This window comes from Caulobacter sp. AVps16, from assembly GCF_058681455.1.
Genome location: NZ_CM178739.1, coordinates 3,461,463 through 3,476,417, shown reverse-complemented (window position 1 = coordinate 3,476,417; position 14,955 = coordinate 3,461,463). Strand labels below are relative to the sequence as shown.

Annotated in this window: 12 protein-coding genes and 1 pseudogene; 10 read left to right on the top strand and 3 right to left on the bottom strand. The window is 68.6% G+C overall.

Annotated elements, in window-relative coordinates:
- Positions 1 to 27: 27 nt before the first annotated feature.
- The 5 genes from moaA to moaC are packed head-to-tail and all read left to right on the top strand — an operon-like array spanning position 28 to position 2,771.
- On the top strand, positions 28 to 1,062 hold the full coding sequence (gene moaA / locus ACW17U_RS16690; RefSeq protein ID WP_492053913.1) for a GTP 3',8-cyclase MoaA: 1,035 nt from the start codon (positions 28 to 30) through the stop codon (positions 1,060 to 1,062).
- A gap of 1 nt (position 1,063) precedes the next feature.
- On the top strand, positions 1,064 to 1,303 hold the full coding sequence (locus ACW17U_RS16685) for a MoaD/ThiS family protein (RefSeq protein ID WP_062142652.1): 240 nt from the start codon (positions 1,064 to 1,066) through the stop codon (positions 1,301 to 1,303).
- Positions 1,300 to 1,746, top strand: coding sequence for a molybdenum cofactor biosynthesis protein MoaE (locus ACW17U_RS16680; protein ID WP_492053911.1), 447 nt, complete (start codon positions 1,300 to 1,302; stop codon positions 1,744 to 1,746). The genes ACW17U_RS16685 and ACW17U_RS16680 overlap by 4 nt, the downstream gene beginning before the upstream one ends.
- 3 nt (positions 1,747 to 1,749) lie before the next feature.
- Complete coding sequence (moaB, locus tag ACW17U_RS16675) at positions 1,750 to 2,304, top strand: molybdenum cofactor biosynthesis protein B (protein ID WP_062142658.1); 555 nt, start codon at positions 1,750 to 1,752, stop codon at positions 2,302 to 2,304.
- Positions 2,301 to 2,771, top strand: a complete 471-nt coding sequence (moaC, locus tag ACW17U_RS16670; RefSeq protein WP_492053909.1) for a cyclic pyranopterin monophosphate synthase MoaC — start codon at positions 2,301 to 2,303, stop codon at positions 2,769 to 2,771. The genes moaB and moaC overlap by 4 nt, the downstream gene beginning before the upstream one ends.
- Before the next feature lie 594 nt (positions 2,772 to 3,365).
- Here the strand turns inward: moaC and ACW17U_RS16665 are convergent.
- Together ACW17U_RS16665 and ACW17U_RS16660 are read right to left on the bottom strand one after the other, a co-directional pair.
- Positions 3,366 to 3,707 carry an endonuclease domain-containing protein gene (locus ACW17U_RS16665; protein ID WP_492053907.1) on the bottom strand — a complete coding sequence of 114 codons (342 nt, stop codon included), beginning with the start codon at positions 3,705 to 3,707 and terminating at the stop codon, positions 3,366 to 3,368.
- Between the two features lie 450 nt (positions 3,708 to 4,157).
- Positions 4,158 to 5,217: pseudogene (locus ACW17U_RS16660) on the bottom strand (XdhC family protein).
- Positions 5,218 to 5,241: 24 nt separating this feature from the next.
- On the opposite strand from ACW17U_RS16660, the gene ACW17U_RS16655 reads away from it, so the two are divergent.
- Both ACW17U_RS16655 and ACW17U_RS16650 read left to right on the top strand, forming a co-directional pair.
- A complete protein-coding gene (locus tag ACW17U_RS16655; RefSeq protein WP_062151063.1) occupies positions 5,242 to 6,117 on the top strand; it encodes a bifunctional regulator KidO in 876 nt (291 codons plus the stop codon).
- Positions 6,118 to 6,279: 162 nt separating this feature from the next.
- A complete protein-coding gene (locus tag ACW17U_RS16650) occupies positions 6,280 to 6,984 on the top strand; it encodes a glycosyltransferase family protein (RefSeq protein WP_492053905.1) in 705 nt (234 codons plus the stop codon).
- A gap of 148 nt (positions 6,985 to 7,132) precedes the next feature.
- Here ACW17U_RS16650 and ald read toward each other — a convergent pair whose 3' ends face one another.
- Positions 7,133 to 8,245: an alanine dehydrogenase gene (gene ald, locus ACW17U_RS16645; protein ID WP_062142670.1), complete on the bottom strand. Its 1,113-nt coding sequence runs from the start codon at positions 8,243 to 8,245 to the stop codon at positions 7,133 to 7,135.
- Positions 8,246 to 8,364: 119 nt separating this feature from the next.
- Here ald and ACW17U_RS16640 point away from each other — a divergent pair, with 119 nt between their 5' ends.
- The 3 genes from ACW17U_RS16640 to ACW17U_RS16630 all read left to right on the top strand — a co-directional run bounded on the left by ACW17U_RS16640 (position 8,365) and on the right by ACW17U_RS16630 (position 14,858).
- The gene (locus tag ACW17U_RS16640; protein ID WP_062142673.1) at positions 8,365 to 8,838 is read left to right on the top strand and encodes an Lrp/AsnC family transcriptional regulator; all 474 of its coding nucleotides are present in this window, start codon (positions 8,365 to 8,367) and stop codon (positions 8,836 to 8,838) included.
- Positions 8,839 to 8,918: 80 nt separating this feature from the next.
- Positions 8,919 to 9,731: a carbonic anhydrase gene (locus ACW17U_RS16635; protein WP_062142677.1), complete on the top strand. Its 813-nt coding sequence runs from the start codon at positions 8,919 to 8,921 to the stop codon at positions 9,729 to 9,731.
- A gap of 195 nt (positions 9,732 to 9,926) precedes the next feature.
- A complete protein-coding gene (locus tag ACW17U_RS16630; protein WP_492055756.1) occupies positions 9,927 to 14,858 on the top strand; it encodes an alpha-2-macroglobulin family protein in 4,932 nt (1,643 codons plus the stop codon).
- The last annotated feature ends 97 nt before the right edge of the window (positions 14,859 to 14,955 follow it).

The following is a 14,955-nucleotide window of genomic DNA, read 5'->3' as shown; positions in this document are numbered from 1 at the left end:
TGTCCAACGCCTATCCTGCCGGCAGACATGACGCCCTATGACGACAGCCCCGCGCAAGCGGCCATGACCGCGCCCCGTCTGATCGACGGTTTCGGCCGTGCCGTCACCTATCTTCGGGTCTCGGTGACCGATCGCTGTGACCTGCGCTGCGTCTATTGCATGTCCGAGCATATGACCTTCCTGCCCAAGGCCCAGGTCCTGACCCTCGAGGAGCTGGACCGTGTCGCCTCGACCTTCATCGGTCTGGGGGTTCGCAAGCTGCGTCTGACCGGTGGGGAGCCGCTGGTGCGCAAGGGCTTCATGGACCTGGTCGCCGGCCTGTCGCGTCACCTGCGATCGGGGGCGCTGGACGAGCTGACCCTGACCACCAACGGCACCCAGCTGGCCAAATATGCCGAAGATCTGGCCCGTTCTGGCGTTAGACGGATCAATGTCTCGCTCGACACCCTGAAACCCGACCTCTTCAGGCGTCTGACCCGGGGCGGCGACGTCGCCCAGGTGATCGGCGGCATCGATGCGGCCCTGGCCGCCGGCATAGCGGTGAAGATCAATGCCGTGGCCCTCAAGCATGACAATGCCGCCGAGCTGCCGGACCTGATCAGCTGGGCCCACCAGCGCGGCTGCGACATGACCCTGATCGAGACCATGCCGCTGGGCGAGATCGACGAGGACCGTACCGACCAGTACCTGTCGCTGAAGGACGTGCGGCGTGACCTGGCCTCGTTCTGGACCCTGGAGGACCTGGCCTATGCCACCGGCGGGCCGGCCCGCTACACCCGCATCGCCGAGACCGGCGGGCGCCTCGGCTTCATCACCCCGCTCAGCCACAATTTCTGCGAGTCCTGCAATCGGGTTCGTCTGACCTGCACCGGCACCCTGCACACCTGCCTGGGCCGTGATGACGCTTCGGACCTGCGGGCGGTGATCCGGGCCGGGGCGACCGAGGCCGAGCTGCAGCAGGCGATCTTCGCCGCCATCGGGTCCAAGCCCGAAGGCCATGACTTCCAGATCGCCAGGGCCCGTCCGGCCGTCGCCCGCCACATGTCGACCACGGGGGGCTGAGATGGCGCAGGTGCTGCTGTTTGGACGCCTGGCCGACCAGGCCGGCTGGCGGGACCGGGCCTTTGAGGCGACTTCGCTCGCGGCGTTGCGGGACCTGATCGCCCATGACGATCCAGATCTTGGCGAGGCCCTCAGCGGCCCCGGCGTCCAGGTCGCGGTCGACAAGGCGCTGGTCCGGGGTGAGGCCGTGCTGGCCACCGGCACCGAGGTCGCCTTCCTGCCGCCGATGAGCGGCGGATGATCACCCTCACCGCCGAACCGTTCGAGCCGGGCGCCTTGCTCACCCGCTTCTGCGCCGGACGTGACGAGACGGGTGCCGTGGCCAGTTTTGTCGGCCTGGCCCGGGCCGAAAAGGGTCAGGCGGCGGCGCTGGAGCTGGAGGCCTATCCCGGCTTTACGGACGCGGCGATCAGCGCCTTTGCCGAAACCGCCAGAACCCGCTTTCGCCTGCACGATTATCACATCGTCCACCGCACGGGCCGCATCGCGTCGGGCGAGGCCATCGTCTTCGTCGCCACCGCCGCCGGCCATCGTCGCGAGGCCTTCGAGGCCTGCGACTTCCTGATGGACTGGCTGAAAAGCCGGGCCCCCTTCTGGAAGAAGGAGCATGGTCCGGACGGCGCCCGCTGGATCGAGCCGACGGACCGCGATAGGACCGACGCATCGCGTTGGGATCAGGAGTAGATCATGTCGGCAGCAGGCCTCACCCCCGGTGGCGGGATCAAGCCGGACCTTCCGTTCATGCCGGTGCGCGTGGCGATCCTGACCATTTCCGACACCCGCGACGAGGAAAGCGATACCTCCGGCCAGGTGCTGGTCGATCGCGTCAAGGCCGCCGGCCACGAGCTGGGCGGCCGGGCGGTGGTGCGCGACGACGTGGCCCAGATCCGCGATCAGGTCAGAACCTGGATCGCCGGCGGCCAGGTCGATGCCATCATCACCACCGGCGGCACAGGCCTGACCGGCCGCGACGTCACGGTCGAGGCCCTGGAGCCGCTGTTCAACAAGAAGATCGACGGCTTCTCGGTGATCTTCCACATGGTCTCCTATGCCTCGGTGGGGCTCTCGACCCTGCAGTCGCGGGCCACGGCCGGACTGATCGACGGTGTCTTCGTCTTCTGTCTGCCGGGCTCCAACGGCGCGGTGCGCGACGGCTGGGACAAGGTGATCTCCGCCCAGCTCGACAGCCGCCACAAGCCCTGCAACATGGTCGAGCTGATGCCCCGGCTCCTCGAACAGTGAGCAAGCTGACCCACATCGACGACCAGGGCCGGGCCCGCATGGTCGATGTCTCGGGCAAACCCGAGACTGCGCGCGAGGCGGTGGCGACCGGCTTCGTGCGGATGAGCCCCGAGACCCTGGCCCTGGCCGTCTCCGGAACCGGCCGCAAGGGCGATGTCCGGGCCGTGGCCGAGATCGCCGGGGTCATGGCCGCCAAACAGACCTCCAACCTGATCCCCCTGTGCCACCCCCTGGCCCTCTCCAAGGTGGTGGTCGAGGTCGAGCCGGCCGAGGGCGGTCTGGCCGTCACCGCCCGGGTCAAGACCACCGGCCCCACCGGGGTCGAGATGGAAGCCCTGACCGCCGTCTCGGTCGCCTGCCTGACGATCTACGACATGCTGAAAGCCGCCGAGAAGGGCATGGTCATCGAGGCCGTGCGCCTGATCGAAAAGACCGGCGGCAAGTCGGGCGACTGGACGGCGGGTTAGGTTCGGCCGTCGCGGGCTGACGTTCGGGCGCACGGCTTTGCCGCTTCACGCGGTCGACCCGCTGAAGGTTGGGGAGGCGGCGGAGCGTCCGGGCCAGGCCCGGATGGAGTTGTAGAGGAGTACCGTTTCGGCCGTGGCCGGAGCGCTCCGCGCGGTCGTTATCCCTCTGGCCGGGGCGCGCAGGCCTGTTCAGCCTTTTGCCCCACCCGGATTTCATCCTCCTCGCGACGGACTTGAGCCTGGGGCTGCAAGCCACGCCGATTCCGGAGGAACCCGGAGCGGACCTTCGGACGGGCGGAGGCTTGGCCTTCCTCCGATGGACAGGTTTACGTCCCCTGTCCTCTTGTACCCGTACAACCGCCCCCGTCGCGCGTGTCGGCCGCCAGCTTCGCGCCCTCCCCTGCGACGGGGCGAGCTTGATTATGCGGGCGGTTTGTTGGGGGCTGCGCCGATTTTGGATCGTGACGCCGGGTGGCGGGGTCAGGGCTTTGATTTCGTTGGGCGTGGGGCGGGGTTATCCTCGTGCTCGCACGGGGATAGAGGCCTGTTTACGGAGCCCCTCTCTCATAGAGAGAGGGATGGGAGGGTGAGAGGTTACACCCTGTCCGAACGAAGCACCGCCAGGATGTCGTCCGATACGCCACCCGGATCGGTCAGCACGCGTTCGTTGGGAAACCGCATCACCACGTACCCATAGAGCTCCAGCGCCTGGGTCCGGCGCTCGTCATGGTCTTCCCGGCCTTCGTGCGCCGCGCCGTCCAGCTCCACGATCACCTTCGCCGCCTCACAGACGAAGTCCGCGGAGTATCGATCAATCGCCACCTGCCGCAGGAATCTGAACCCGCTCAGCCGCCGATTGCGGACGAGAGTCCACAGCGTCCTCTCGGCCAGGGTCTGGTTCTGGCGCAGGCGACGGGCGTTGGCGATCTTGTCCATGGCGGGAGCATGGTCTGAGATGCTCTGCGCGCTCAACGACAGGAATCGAGATTTCTCCGGCTGGCGGTGAAACCTCTCACCCTCCCATCCCGGCCTTCGCCGGGACGGGCCCCTCCCTCTCTCTATGAGAGAGGGGTTCCGTGCGCGCCGGATGGCTCGGCAAAGCCGCCGCCCCCTCGGGCAGAGCCATCCTTACATCTCACGGCGAGACGATCGCAGGGCAGATCAGGTCACTCAAGGACGGCTTCGCCGCCGCGTAGCGGCCGCTCGGAGAGCGGTCCTTGACTCACCTGATCTGCCCTGCACGCTTCAGCCTCCAGGAGATGTAAGGCCTGGCACGACGCTGGGCGTCGTGCTTTCGGGCGGGAAGCCGACTCGTGGTTCCGATCAGCGTCTGACCAAATTCCCTCTCCCTATGGGAGAGGGAGCAACGTCCGCTCCCCACCCGTCTCAGCCGCTCGCAAGGTCCACCCCCCGCCGCGCCAGCGCCGGATGCCCGTGCCGCGTGGCCATGATCTCGCCGATCACCGCCACCGCCACCTCGAAAGGGGCCTTGCCGCCGAGATCCAGACCGATCGGCGCGCGCAGCCGGGTGAGGTCGTTATCGGTCAGACCTGCCGCCTTCAGCCGCTCAAGCCGCTCGCCCAGCCGTCGCCGGGCCCCCAGCAGGCCGACATAGGGGGCGGGTGAGGGCAGGGCGGCCAGCAGGGCGGCGTGATCAATCTCGAGGTCATGGCCGCAGACCGCCACCGAGGTCCAGCGGTCGAGGCCGATACCGGCCAGGGCGTTGGCCACCGCGTCGCGCCGATAGGCGACGCCCGGCAGGGGCGGCGGGGCAAGGGGGCCCTTGGGGCGGACCAGATGGGTTTCGAAGCCGGACTGGGCCCCGAGGCTGGCTATGGCCAGGGCCGTCGGGTCGCCGCCCAGCACCACCAGCCGCGGAACCGGGTCATAGGCGCGCTCGAACGCGCCGGGCCAGGGCGCGATCGGCACCTCCAGGCACTGACGCCGTTCCCCGTCGCTGGCCCAGAAGGCCGGCATCCGGCGGTCTGCCAGGCGCAGGAGGGTCGCGACCGCCGGATCATCGGGTGCGAGGCGCTCGACCAGGATCTCGATCCGCGCGCCGCACAGCAGGCGAATGTCCGGCCAGGGGCTGCCCTCGCCATAGATCAGGCGGCGCGGTTTGCCGTCCTCGAGACAGGCCAGGGCATGGCCCTCGACATCGGCCTCGATGCAGCCGCCCGACAGAAAGCCGGAAACAATATTTTTTCCGAACACCATCTGGGTGCCGACCGGACGCGGGCCGCCGCCGCCCAGGGCGACGATGGTGGCGAGGGCCGCCGGACCCGCCAAAAGCCCCGCCTGCAGGGCGGGTCGGGCGTCATCGGCCATGCCGTAGAGGGGCCAGTCGGCGGCCGTTTGAAAGCTGTTCATCACGGCCGACTTTAACCCCTCGGCAAGGTTCCAGAAACGGGTTCTTCAAACCTTGGCGTCTAGAGTCAGCGAACACAGGTGTCGTTCCTTACGGATGGTCATGCCCATTTCGGTCTCAAAGCTTGGCCTCGCGGCCGCCCAGTTCGGGCTCGATGGCATGACGTCGTCGCCGCGCGGGCGTTCGCCTGAAGCCGAGGCCCGCGACATTCTTTCGATCGCCGACCGCTCGGGCCTGTCGGTCCTCGACGCCTCCGGCGTCTATGGCCGGGCCGAATCCATTCTCGGCGACCTGATTCCCCGTCCCGTCTCGTTCCGGGTGACCCTGTCGACCGCGCGTGCGGACCGGGGCCCGGACTATGTCGAGACCGAGGCCCGCAACAGCCTGCGTCGCCTGGGCCTGGAACGCGCCGACGCCATCATCGTCCATTCGCCCTCCGAGCTGTTCGGCCCGCATGGCGCGGCCCTGTGGGACCGCCTGGCCCGCCTGCGCGACGAGGGCCTGTTCAACAAGATCGGCGTCGCCGCCCATGCCAGCGACGATCCGGTTGGCGTGGCCCGCCGCTTCAAGCCCGACATCCTGCAGGCCCCGGCCAGCCTGCTGGACCAGCGCCTGCTGGCCGACGGCTCCCTGTCGCGGATCGCCGGCATGGGGATCGAGGTGCAGCTGCGCTCGATCTTCCTCAACGGCCTGCTGTTCCTGCCGCCCGATCGGGTTCCGGCCCAGCTGAAGGGGGCCTCCGGCCGCCTGTCGCGGGTGCGGCGCATGATCGCCGAAGGCCGCTCCGACCCGCTGCAGGCCGCCCTGGGCTTTGCCCTGTCGCGCCCGGAAGCCAGTGCGGTTCTGGTCGGCGTCACCTCGGCCGCCGAGCTGTCGGCCGTGGTCGCCGCAGCCTCCAGCCCGCCGCCGGATCTGGACTGGGACGACATGGCCATCGACGACCCCGTCGCCCTCGACCCGCGGCGTTGGGTCGCTTAGGCGACTCCCCGAATCAAACCCGACAGTACGAAGCCTGCCCAGGTCCAGCGGTCGCGTCAGCGGCCCGGGAACATGGTTTATGGCGCGTAAGTCTTTGATTCATCAGGTTTTGATGAATCGAGTCTAGACTAGGCGCAACAAGAGGTTTCCGGGGAGCGCATCGTGATCCTTACCGTTCTGCAGGCCCGCATGGGGTCCCGCCGTCTGCCGGGCAAGGCCATGGCCACGCTCCAGGGCCAGCCGATGATCATCCGTCAGCTGGAACGGCTGCGCAGCGCCCGCTGTCCCAGCAAGATCATTGTCGCCACCAGCACCGACGCCTCCGACGACGCCCTGGCGGGCTTTGTCGTGTCGCGGGGCTATACGGTCCATCGCGGGGCCGGGGCCGATATCCTCGACCGTATCGCCCGCTGCGCCGAGGCGATCAGCTCGGTCAGCCATGTGGTGCGGATCAAGGGCGACGCGCCCTTCGTGGATCCGGGCATTGTCGACGAGGCCGTCCGCCTGGCCCTGGCCAGTGGCGCGGCCTATGCCTCCAACCACGTTCAGCGCACCTATCCGGCCGGGCTCGAGGTCGAGGTGATCACGGCCAATGCCCTGCGCATCGCGGCCGCCGGGGCGCGCGATCCGGAGGGCCGGGTGTCGCCCACCGCCGCCATCCGCAACGATCCGGCCCGGTTCAGCCAGGCCCATCTGAAGGCCCGTCGCGACTGGTCGCACCTCGACTGGCGGGTCAAGACCGCCGCCGACCTGGCCTTTGCACGGTCGATCTATGATGCCCTGCATCCGGTCGATCCGAATTTCGGCATGACCGATGTTCTGGATCTGGTCGAAAGCCATCAGGACCTGGCGCGGTTCGCGGCGTAGCCTTGAAATCCGCTCTTCCCGGCGAAGGCCGGGATCCAGATGCAAGAACGCCCGCGTTCCTCAAGGGATCGCGGGCGTCTTTGCATGCGCCTCACAGCTCTACGATCTGGGCCCCGGCCTTCGCCGGGGAGAGCGGAGTTTGGTTCGGTTACTTCCAGGCGCCGTAGGGATCGACCGACGGCTTGCCCAGCGCCTGGGCGACGGCCGGGTGGGTCAGCTGGCCGTTCAGCACATTGAGACCGCGCGCCAGGTGGGCGTTGGTCTTCAGGGCGTCGAGGCCGTGGTCGGCCAGGGCCAGGCCGAAGGGCAGGGTGGCATTGCCCAGGGCTTCAGACGAGGTCCGCGGCGCGGCGCCCGGCATGTTGGCCACGCAATAGTGGACGACGCCGTCGACCGTATAGGTCGGCTCGGCATGGGTGGTCGGCTTGCTGGTTTCGAAACAGCCGCCCTGGTCGATCGAGACGTCGACCAGCACCGAGCCCGGCTTCATCTGCTTGAGGTGCTCGCGACGCACCAGCTTGGGCGCGGCGGCGCCGGCGGTCAGCACGGCGCCGATGATCACGTCGGCCTTGAGGATCTCTTCTTCCACGGCCGCGAAGGTCGAATAGCGGGTCAGGATGCGGCCCTGATAGAGGTCGTCCAGCTCGCGCATGCGCGGGATCGAGCGTTCCAGCACCACGACCTCGGCACCGAGGCCGGCGGCCATGCGCGCGGCGTTGGAGCCGACCACGCCGCCGCCTAGCACGGCCACGCGGGCCGGGGGCACGCCGGGCACGCCGCAGAGCAGCAGGCCCATGCCGCCATTGTGCTTGAGCAGGGTTTCGGCCGCCGAGAACACGGCGATCCGGCCGGCCACTTCCGACATCGGGGCCAGCAGGGGCAGGCCGCCGCGGGCGTCGGTGACGGTCTCATAGGCGATGGCCGCGCAGCCGCTGTTCAGCAGGCCTTCGGTCTGGGCCGGATCGGGTGCCAGGTGCAGATAGGTGAAGAGGATGTGGCGCGGCTCGAGCTTTTCCCACTCGACCTTCTGGGGTTCCTTGACCTTGATGATCATGTCGGCCCCGGCGAACACCGCTGCGGCGTCGGCGGCGAGGGTCGCCCCGGCCTTCAGATAGGCGTCGTCCGCATAGCCGGCCCCGAGGCCGGCCCCGGTCTGGACCAGGACGCTGTGACCATGGCCGACATATTCCCGGACGGCCGTCGGGGTCAGGCCGACCCGATGCTCGCCCGGTTTGATCTCTGAAGGGACGCCAACGCGCATGATGATTTCCTCCTAAAGGATTTTGACGCCAATTTACGCCTCTTGGCCTGCAGGTTTCTTGGGGATTTCATGCGGTGAGAACTATGATATGCAGGAATCCTGCGTCAGATGGGTGAAACATGAAGAAACCCGCCGTCGAACTCGACAGCTTTGACCGGAAGCTCCTGACTCTGCTGCAGCGGCGGGGGCGGGCCAGCTATGTGGACATGGCCGAGGCCGTGAACCTGTCGGAGTCGGCCTGCCTGCGCCGGGTGCGGGCCCTCGAGGAGGCCGGGGTCATCGGTCGCTATGCCGCCGTGATCGACGAGCGGGCCGTGGGCCTGCCGCTCAGTGTCTTCGTCACCGTCACCCTGTCGTCCCAGGCCGAGGCGACGCTCAGCGCCTTCGAGAAGGCCATCGCCAATGTGCGCGAGGTGGCCGAGTGCTATCTGATGACCGGCGGCTCGGACTATCTGCTGCGCCTGGTGGTCAGTGACGTCGATGACCTGGAGCGGGTTCACGCCCAGGAGCTGACCCGCATTCCCGGGGTGGTCCGGGTCAGTTCCAGTATTGCCCTGCGGGCCGTGGTCAAGCGCGCCGAATTGCCGCTGTGAAAGCCGTGCAAAAACCTACTGTCGGTTAACCTTGTCTCTTTAAGCCCTTGGTCCACTGACAACCCGCGTCGGGGGACGAGATGGTTTCGAGAAGACTTTTGCTGGGCGTTCTGGCGTCCGGACTGGCCGGAACACCGCTGGCCGCCCTGGCCGAGGGCGACGATCATCACGCGCCCGCGCCGCGCAAGCCCGCGCCCCGACCGCGTCCGGCCGCCGCCCAGGCCTATGCCGCGCCCGCGCCGGTCCGCTCGACGGTCGCGGAATATCCCAAGCCGACACAGACCGAGCCTGAAGAGGTTCTGATCGATCCCAACGAGGCCCTGGGTCGTCTGAAACACGGCAATGCCATCTTCGCCCGCGGCGGTGCCAGCATGGCCCTGCCCAGCTGGGCGCGGATCAACGAGCTTTCCAACGGCCAGAAACCCTTCGCCATCGTCGTGGGCTGTTCCGACAGCCGGGTCCCGCCGGAACTGGTGTTCGACTGCACCCTGGGCGAGCTGTTCGTCGTCCGCACGGCGGGCTCGACCGTCAGCCGCGAAGGCCTCGGCTCGATCCTCTACGCCGTGGAGCACCTCGGCGCGCCGCTCATCGTCGTGCTCGGCCACACCAAGTGCGGCGCAGTCGGGGCCGCCGTGGATGTCGCCACCAAGCACGCCCATCTGCATGGGGCCCTGTTCGACATGGCCCTGCCGATCCTGCCGGCGGTGATCGAGGCCGAAGAGGCCAAGCCCGCCGACCTGCAGGACGCTGCGATCCGCCAGAATGCCCGCAATATTGCCGAGCGTCTGAAGACCGCCGACGAGGCCTTCAGCAGCCGCATCGCTGCGGGCCGGCTCAAGGTCGTCTCGGCCGTCTACAGCCTGCAGACCGGCCAGGTTGAATTCATGGGCTAGGGCCCCCGTTGACCCGCCCCCCCGCTTCACGTCACATCGCTCGTTGAACGTGGTAAACGGGGGACGAGTGGCATGTCGATGGACGAGACGCCGCCTGCGGGCGGTTCCAAGGATTCGACTCCTGCGACCCTGGCCCGGCTGATCGAGCGCCTGAAGGCCCGATGGGCCGGCGATGCCCGTCTGCGTCTGGCCGCCATGGTCGGCGGTGCCCTGGTCATCGGCTTCGGCGGCGGCCTGCTGACCGGCAAGGCCGGCGAGCTCGGCTGGTTTGGCGGGTCGAAGGGCGCGGTGGCCTCGGCCCCGGTCAAGGGCGAGGCCTGGTCGCTGTTCGGCAAGCCCCGCTCGGCCAATGCGCCCCGTCGCGGCATTCCCAAGCCTGAAGGCTTCGCGGTCTGGCAGAGCCGGATCGACAGCTCGGGCCAGGATCCGATGGCCTGTGTGCGGATGAGCAAGGCGCTGGATCCATCCAAGCCCTATGCCGACTTCGTGCTGGTCTCGCCGGACATCGGCCGCACCCCCGCCGTGCGGGTCAAGGGCGACGAGCTCTGCGTCGGCGGCGTCGGCTTTACCGATCATCGCGTCACCCTGCTCAAGGGCCTGCCCGGCAAGGGCGGCGAGGTCCTGGCCGCCAATGCCGATGTCGATTTCACCTTCGGCGAGAAGCCGCCCTATGTCGGTTTCGCCGGCGACGGCGTGATCCTGCCGCGCGAAGAGGCCGACGGGGTCGGTATCGAAACGATCAATGTCCAGACCCTGGCCATCGAGGTCTGGCGGGTTTCGGACCGCAATCTGGTGCGCAAGTCGATCAGCGCGCCGGACCCCACCGGCGAGGGCGACTGGGCCGGCGACTATGGCGATGACAGCCCCAATGATGACGGGCGTCGCGTCTGGAAGGGCACGGTCCAGGTCACCGGCCCGGCCGGCCAGAAGGCGACCACGGTCTTCCCGCTCGGCGCGGTACTCAAGGACATGAAGGCGGGCGGCTATGTGATCAAGGCCCGCGACGCCTCGGGCGGGCGCGATCCGGACACCGAAGGCGACACGCCGCCGGCCCAGGCCCGCCGCTGGGTGATGTTCACCGACATGGCCATGATCGCCTATGACGGTTCGGAATCGCTCGATGTGGTGGTCCGCTCCCTGAAGAGCGCCAAGACCCTGTCCGGCGTCCGGGTGGCCCTGGTGGCCCGGGATGGCGAAGACCTGGCCGAGGCCAAGAGCGATGCCGACGGCCGGGTGCGCTTCCTGCGGCCCCTACTGAACGGCGAAGGGTCTGAACGGGCCAAGATGGTGATGGCCTATGGACCGCTGGGCGATCTGGCGGTGCTGGACCTCGACCGCTCGCCCGTCGACCTGTCCAAACAGGGCGTCGGCGGCCGCGAGGCGACCACAGCCGGTCGTTCTGCCCGTACCGATATCGACGGCTATCTCTATGCCGACCGCGGCATCTATCGACCCGGCGAGACCGTGCACCTGACCGCCATGGTCCGCGACCGCCTGGCCAAGGCGGTCAATGACCGCAAGGGCGAGATCGTCATCAAGCGACCCTCCGGCGTCGAATTCAAGCGCTATCCCTTCGAGGGTGCCAAGGCCGGCGCCGTCCTGGCCGACATCGCCCTGCCGCGCTCGGCGCCGCGCGGGCGCTGGACCGCCGAGCTGAAGATCGAGGGCATCGAGGCGGCCTCGGGCAGCCTGACCTTCAGTGTCGAGGATTTCGCGCCGCAACGTCTCGCGGTCACGGCGACGGGCCAGGAGTCCCAGCCGCTCGGCGTGGGTGAGACCCGCAAGGTCGATGTCTCGGCCCGCTTCCTCTATGGCGCGCCCGGCGCCGGACTGCAGACCCAGGGCGAGGCCCGCCTGCGGGCCGATGCCGACCCCTTCCCCGCCTACAAGGACTATGTCTGGGGCGACGCCGACAAGCCGTTCGAGGAGAAGTTCCTTGAGCTGGGCACGACGGTCACCGACGGCGAGGGCCGGGCGGTGCTGTCCGTCGCCAGCGACGTGGCCGGCGACACGGCCCAGCCTCTGGTCGCCTCCGTCACCACCTCGGTGTTCGAGCCGGGCGGTCGACCCGTGCGCGAGGGCCTGGACCTGAAGGTGCGCGGCAAGCCGCTCTATTTCGGGGTCAAGGTCGACCAGGGTCAGTCCGCCAAGGGTGACCCGCCGATCAGCCTCGACATCATCGCGGTCAATGCCGCCGGCCAGCGGGTCGGGGCGACGGCCACCTACACCCTGATCAGCGAAAACTGGGACTATGACTGGTTCCAGCAGGACGGCCGCTGGCAGTGGCGGCGCACCAGCCGCGACGCGGTGGTGGCCAAGGCCACCGTCAATATCGGGGCCGGGGCTCCGGCCCGCTTCACCCGCCGCCTCGGCTGGGGCGACTATCGCCTCGTGGTCGAGGGCGGCGACGGCTCGCGCACGGTCACCCGCTTTGCCGCCGGCTGGGGCTCCCCCGCCAAGGACGCCGAGGCTCCTGACTTCGTGCGGGTCAGCGCCGGTGCCAAGGCCTATGTCCAGGGCGATACGGTCGAGATCACCCTGAAGCCGCCCTATGCCGGTGAAGCCCAGGTGGCGGTCGCCACCGACCGGCTGATCGACCTGAAAACCGTTTCGGTCGGGGCCAATGGCACCACCGTGCGCCTGAAGACCTCGGCCGCCTGGGGCGGCGGGGCCTATGTGATGGTCAGCGTCATCCAGCCGCGCGATCCGGTCGCCTCGCCCAAGCCGCGCCGGGCCCTGGGCCTGGTCTATGTGCCCCTGGACCCCAAGAGCCGCAAACTGACGGTCGATCTGGGGACGCCGGCCAAGATCGACTCCAAGGCTCCGGTCGAGATCCCGGTCTCGGTCAAGGGCCTGGGCCTGGGCCAGAAGGCCCATGTCACCATCGCTGCGGTGGACGAGGGGATTTTGCGCCTGACCCGTCAGGACAGTCCCGACCCCGTGAAATGGTATTTCGGCAAGCGGGCTCTCGGCGTCGACTATCGCGACGACTATGGCCGCCTGCTCGATCCCAATCTGGGCGCGCCGGCCAATGTCAATTTCGGTGCTGACGAGGTCGGTGGCGAAGGCCTGACCGTGACCCCGATCAAGACCGTGGCCCTGTGGTCGGGCGTGGTCGAGACCGGTCTTGACGGCAAGGCGGTGGTCAGGCTGCCGGCTGCCGACTTCAATGGCGAGCTGCGGCTGATGGCCGTGGCCTGGACCGACACCGCCGTCGGCTCGGGCTCGCGGCCCCTGACCGTGCGCCAGCCGGTGGTGGCCGACCTGAACCTGCCGCGCTTTCTGGCCCCCGGCGACAAGGCCATGGCCACCCTGGAACTGCACAATGTCGAGGGCAAGCCCGGTGCCTATAGCGCCGAGGCCTTCTCCTCAGGCGGGCTGAAAGTGGCCTTCAAGAAGGTGTTCCAGCTGATCCTGGGCCAAAGGATCGCCGAGAAGATCCCCTTCCTGGCCCCGGACGTCACCGGCATCGGCAAGATCGGCTTCAAGGTGGCCGGTCCCGGCTTTGCGACGTCGAAGGACTATCCGATCCAGACCCGCCTGGGCTGGGGCGATGTGGTTCGTACCACCACCCAGCTGCAGCAGCCGGGCGAGGCCTATACCCCGACCTATGATCTGATGAGCGGCCTGGCGGCCGGGGATGTGACGCTGCAGGTCAGCTATTCGCCGTTCAAGGGCTTCGACCCGGCGGCGATTGCGGTGGCCCTGCAACGCTATCCCTATGGCTGCACCGAGCAGCTGGTCTCGACAGCCTATCCGCTGCTCTATGCCCAGAGCCTGACCAGTGATCCCAAGCTCAAGCGCACGCCGGCGGCCCTGGCGGGGGCGGTGGGCAAGCTGCTGGATCGCCAGACCCTCGACGGTGCCTTCGGCCTGTGGCGGGTGGGCGACGGCGAGGCTGACGCCTGGCTCGGGGCCTATACCACCGACTTCCTGCTGGAAGCCCGGGCCCAGGGCGTCGCCGTGCCCGACGCGGCGATCGACAAGGCCCTGAACGCCATGCGCCAGATCAGCCGTCCTGACGGCTGGGCCTCGGTATCCTACCGGATGGAGTATCCCGAATGGTGGGCGGCGACGCCCGAACAGTCCAAGTCGGCCACCGAACGCATGCGCCGCCGGGCCTCGGCCTATGCCCTCTATGTGATGGCCAAGGGCGGCCGGGGCGATCTGGCCCGTCTGCGCTGGTGGCACGATGTCCAGATGAAGGACGAGGACCAGCCCATGGCCAAGGCCTATGTCGCGGCGGGTCTGGCGCGCATGGGCGACACCGCCCGGGCCCGCTCGGCCATGCGCCAGGCGGTCAAGTCGCTGGGCTATCGGGATGACCAGGACTGGTATCAGAGCCCGCTGCGCGATGTGGCGGGTCTGACGGCCCTGGCGGTCGAGTCCGGTCAGGGCGACATCGCCCGCCAGCTGCAGGGCCGGCTGGAAAATGTGGTCAAGGATCCCGACGCCCTGAACACCCAGGAACAGGCGGCGGTGCTGCATGCGGCCTTTGCCCTGCTGAAGGCGGCGGGTCCGATCTCGATCGACGCCAAGGGGGCCCTGGCCCTGCCGCCGGCAGGGGGTGCGCCGCGCTGGGCGGTGGGCAAGCTGGCCGACAGCCGCTTTACCAATACCGGCAAGGGTGCCCTGTGGCGGACGGTCAGTGTTCGTGGCACGCCCACGGCGGCTCCGGGGGCCTCGGCCAATGGCCTGTTCATCGGCAAGCGCCTGCTGTCGATGACCGGGGCGGCGGTCGATCCGGCCTCCATCCGCCAGGGTGACCGGATCATCGTCCTGGTTTCCGGCCGCTCGATGCAGGCCCGCTCGACCGCCCTGGTGGTCGACGATGCCCTGCCGGCCGGCTTCGAGATCGAGACCACCCTGGGGGCCGATGACGCCCAGAACGGCCCCTACCGGTTCCTCGGCGAGCTGACCGGGGCCGATGTGCAGGAAAGCCGCGATGACCGCTTCATCGCGGCGATGGACCTGGAGGGCAACAAGCCCTTCGCCCTGGCCTATGTGGCCCGGGCGGTGACGCCGGGCGAGTTCTTCCTGCCGGGGGCCGTGGCCAAGGACATGTACCGACCCAGCCTCAATGCGCGGTCGGAGTCCGGCCGGGCCGTGATCGCGCCGGGGCAGTGAGGGTGACGCGCCGTTGCATCTTCCCCCTCCGGGGGAGGAGCGCTGAAAGCGCGGAGGGGGCAAGTCAGCCGGGACTGGCCGTGGAATGACGCCTGCT

Excerpts from the sequence above, each read along its gene's own strand:
- moaA (WP_492053913.1), top strand. The coding sequence starts at position 28 with ATGACGCCCTATGACGACAGCCCCGCGCAAGCGGCCATGACCGCGCCC.
- ACW17U_RS16685 (WP_062142652.1), top strand. The coding sequence starts at position 1,064 with ATGGCGCAGGTGCTGCTGTTTGGACGCCTGGCCGACCAGGCCGGCTGG.
- ACW17U_RS16680 (WP_492053911.1), top strand. The coding sequence starts at position 1,300 with ATGATCACCCTCACCGCCGAACCGTTCGAGCCGGGCGCCTTGCTCACC.
- moaB (WP_062142658.1), top strand. The coding sequence starts at position 1,750 with ATGTCGGCAGCAGGCCTCACCCCCGGTGGCGGGATCAAGCCGGACCTT.
- ACW17U_RS16665 (WP_492053907.1), bottom strand. The coding sequence starts at position 3,707 with ATGGACAAGATCGCCAACGCCCGTCGCCTGCGCCAGAACCAGACCCTG.
- ACW17U_RS16655 (WP_062151063.1), top strand. The coding sequence starts at position 5,242 with ATGCCCATTTCGGTCTCAAAGCTTGGCCTCGCGGCCGCCCAGTTCGGG.
- ald (WP_062142670.1), bottom strand. The coding sequence starts at position 8,245 with ATGCGCGTTGGCGTCCCTTCAGAGATCAAACCGGGCGAGCATCGGGTC.
- ACW17U_RS16640 (WP_062142673.1), top strand. The coding sequence starts at position 8,365 with ATGAAGAAACCCGCCGTCGAACTCGACAGCTTTGACCGGAAGCTCCTG.
- ACW17U_RS16635 (WP_062142677.1), top strand. The coding sequence starts at position 8,919 with ATGGTTTCGAGAAGACTTTTGCTGGGCGTTCTGGCGTCCGGACTGGCC.
- ACW17U_RS16630 (WP_492055756.1), top strand. The coding sequence starts at position 9,927 with ATGGTCGGCGGTGCCCTGGTCATCGGCTTCGGCGGCGGCCTGCTGACC.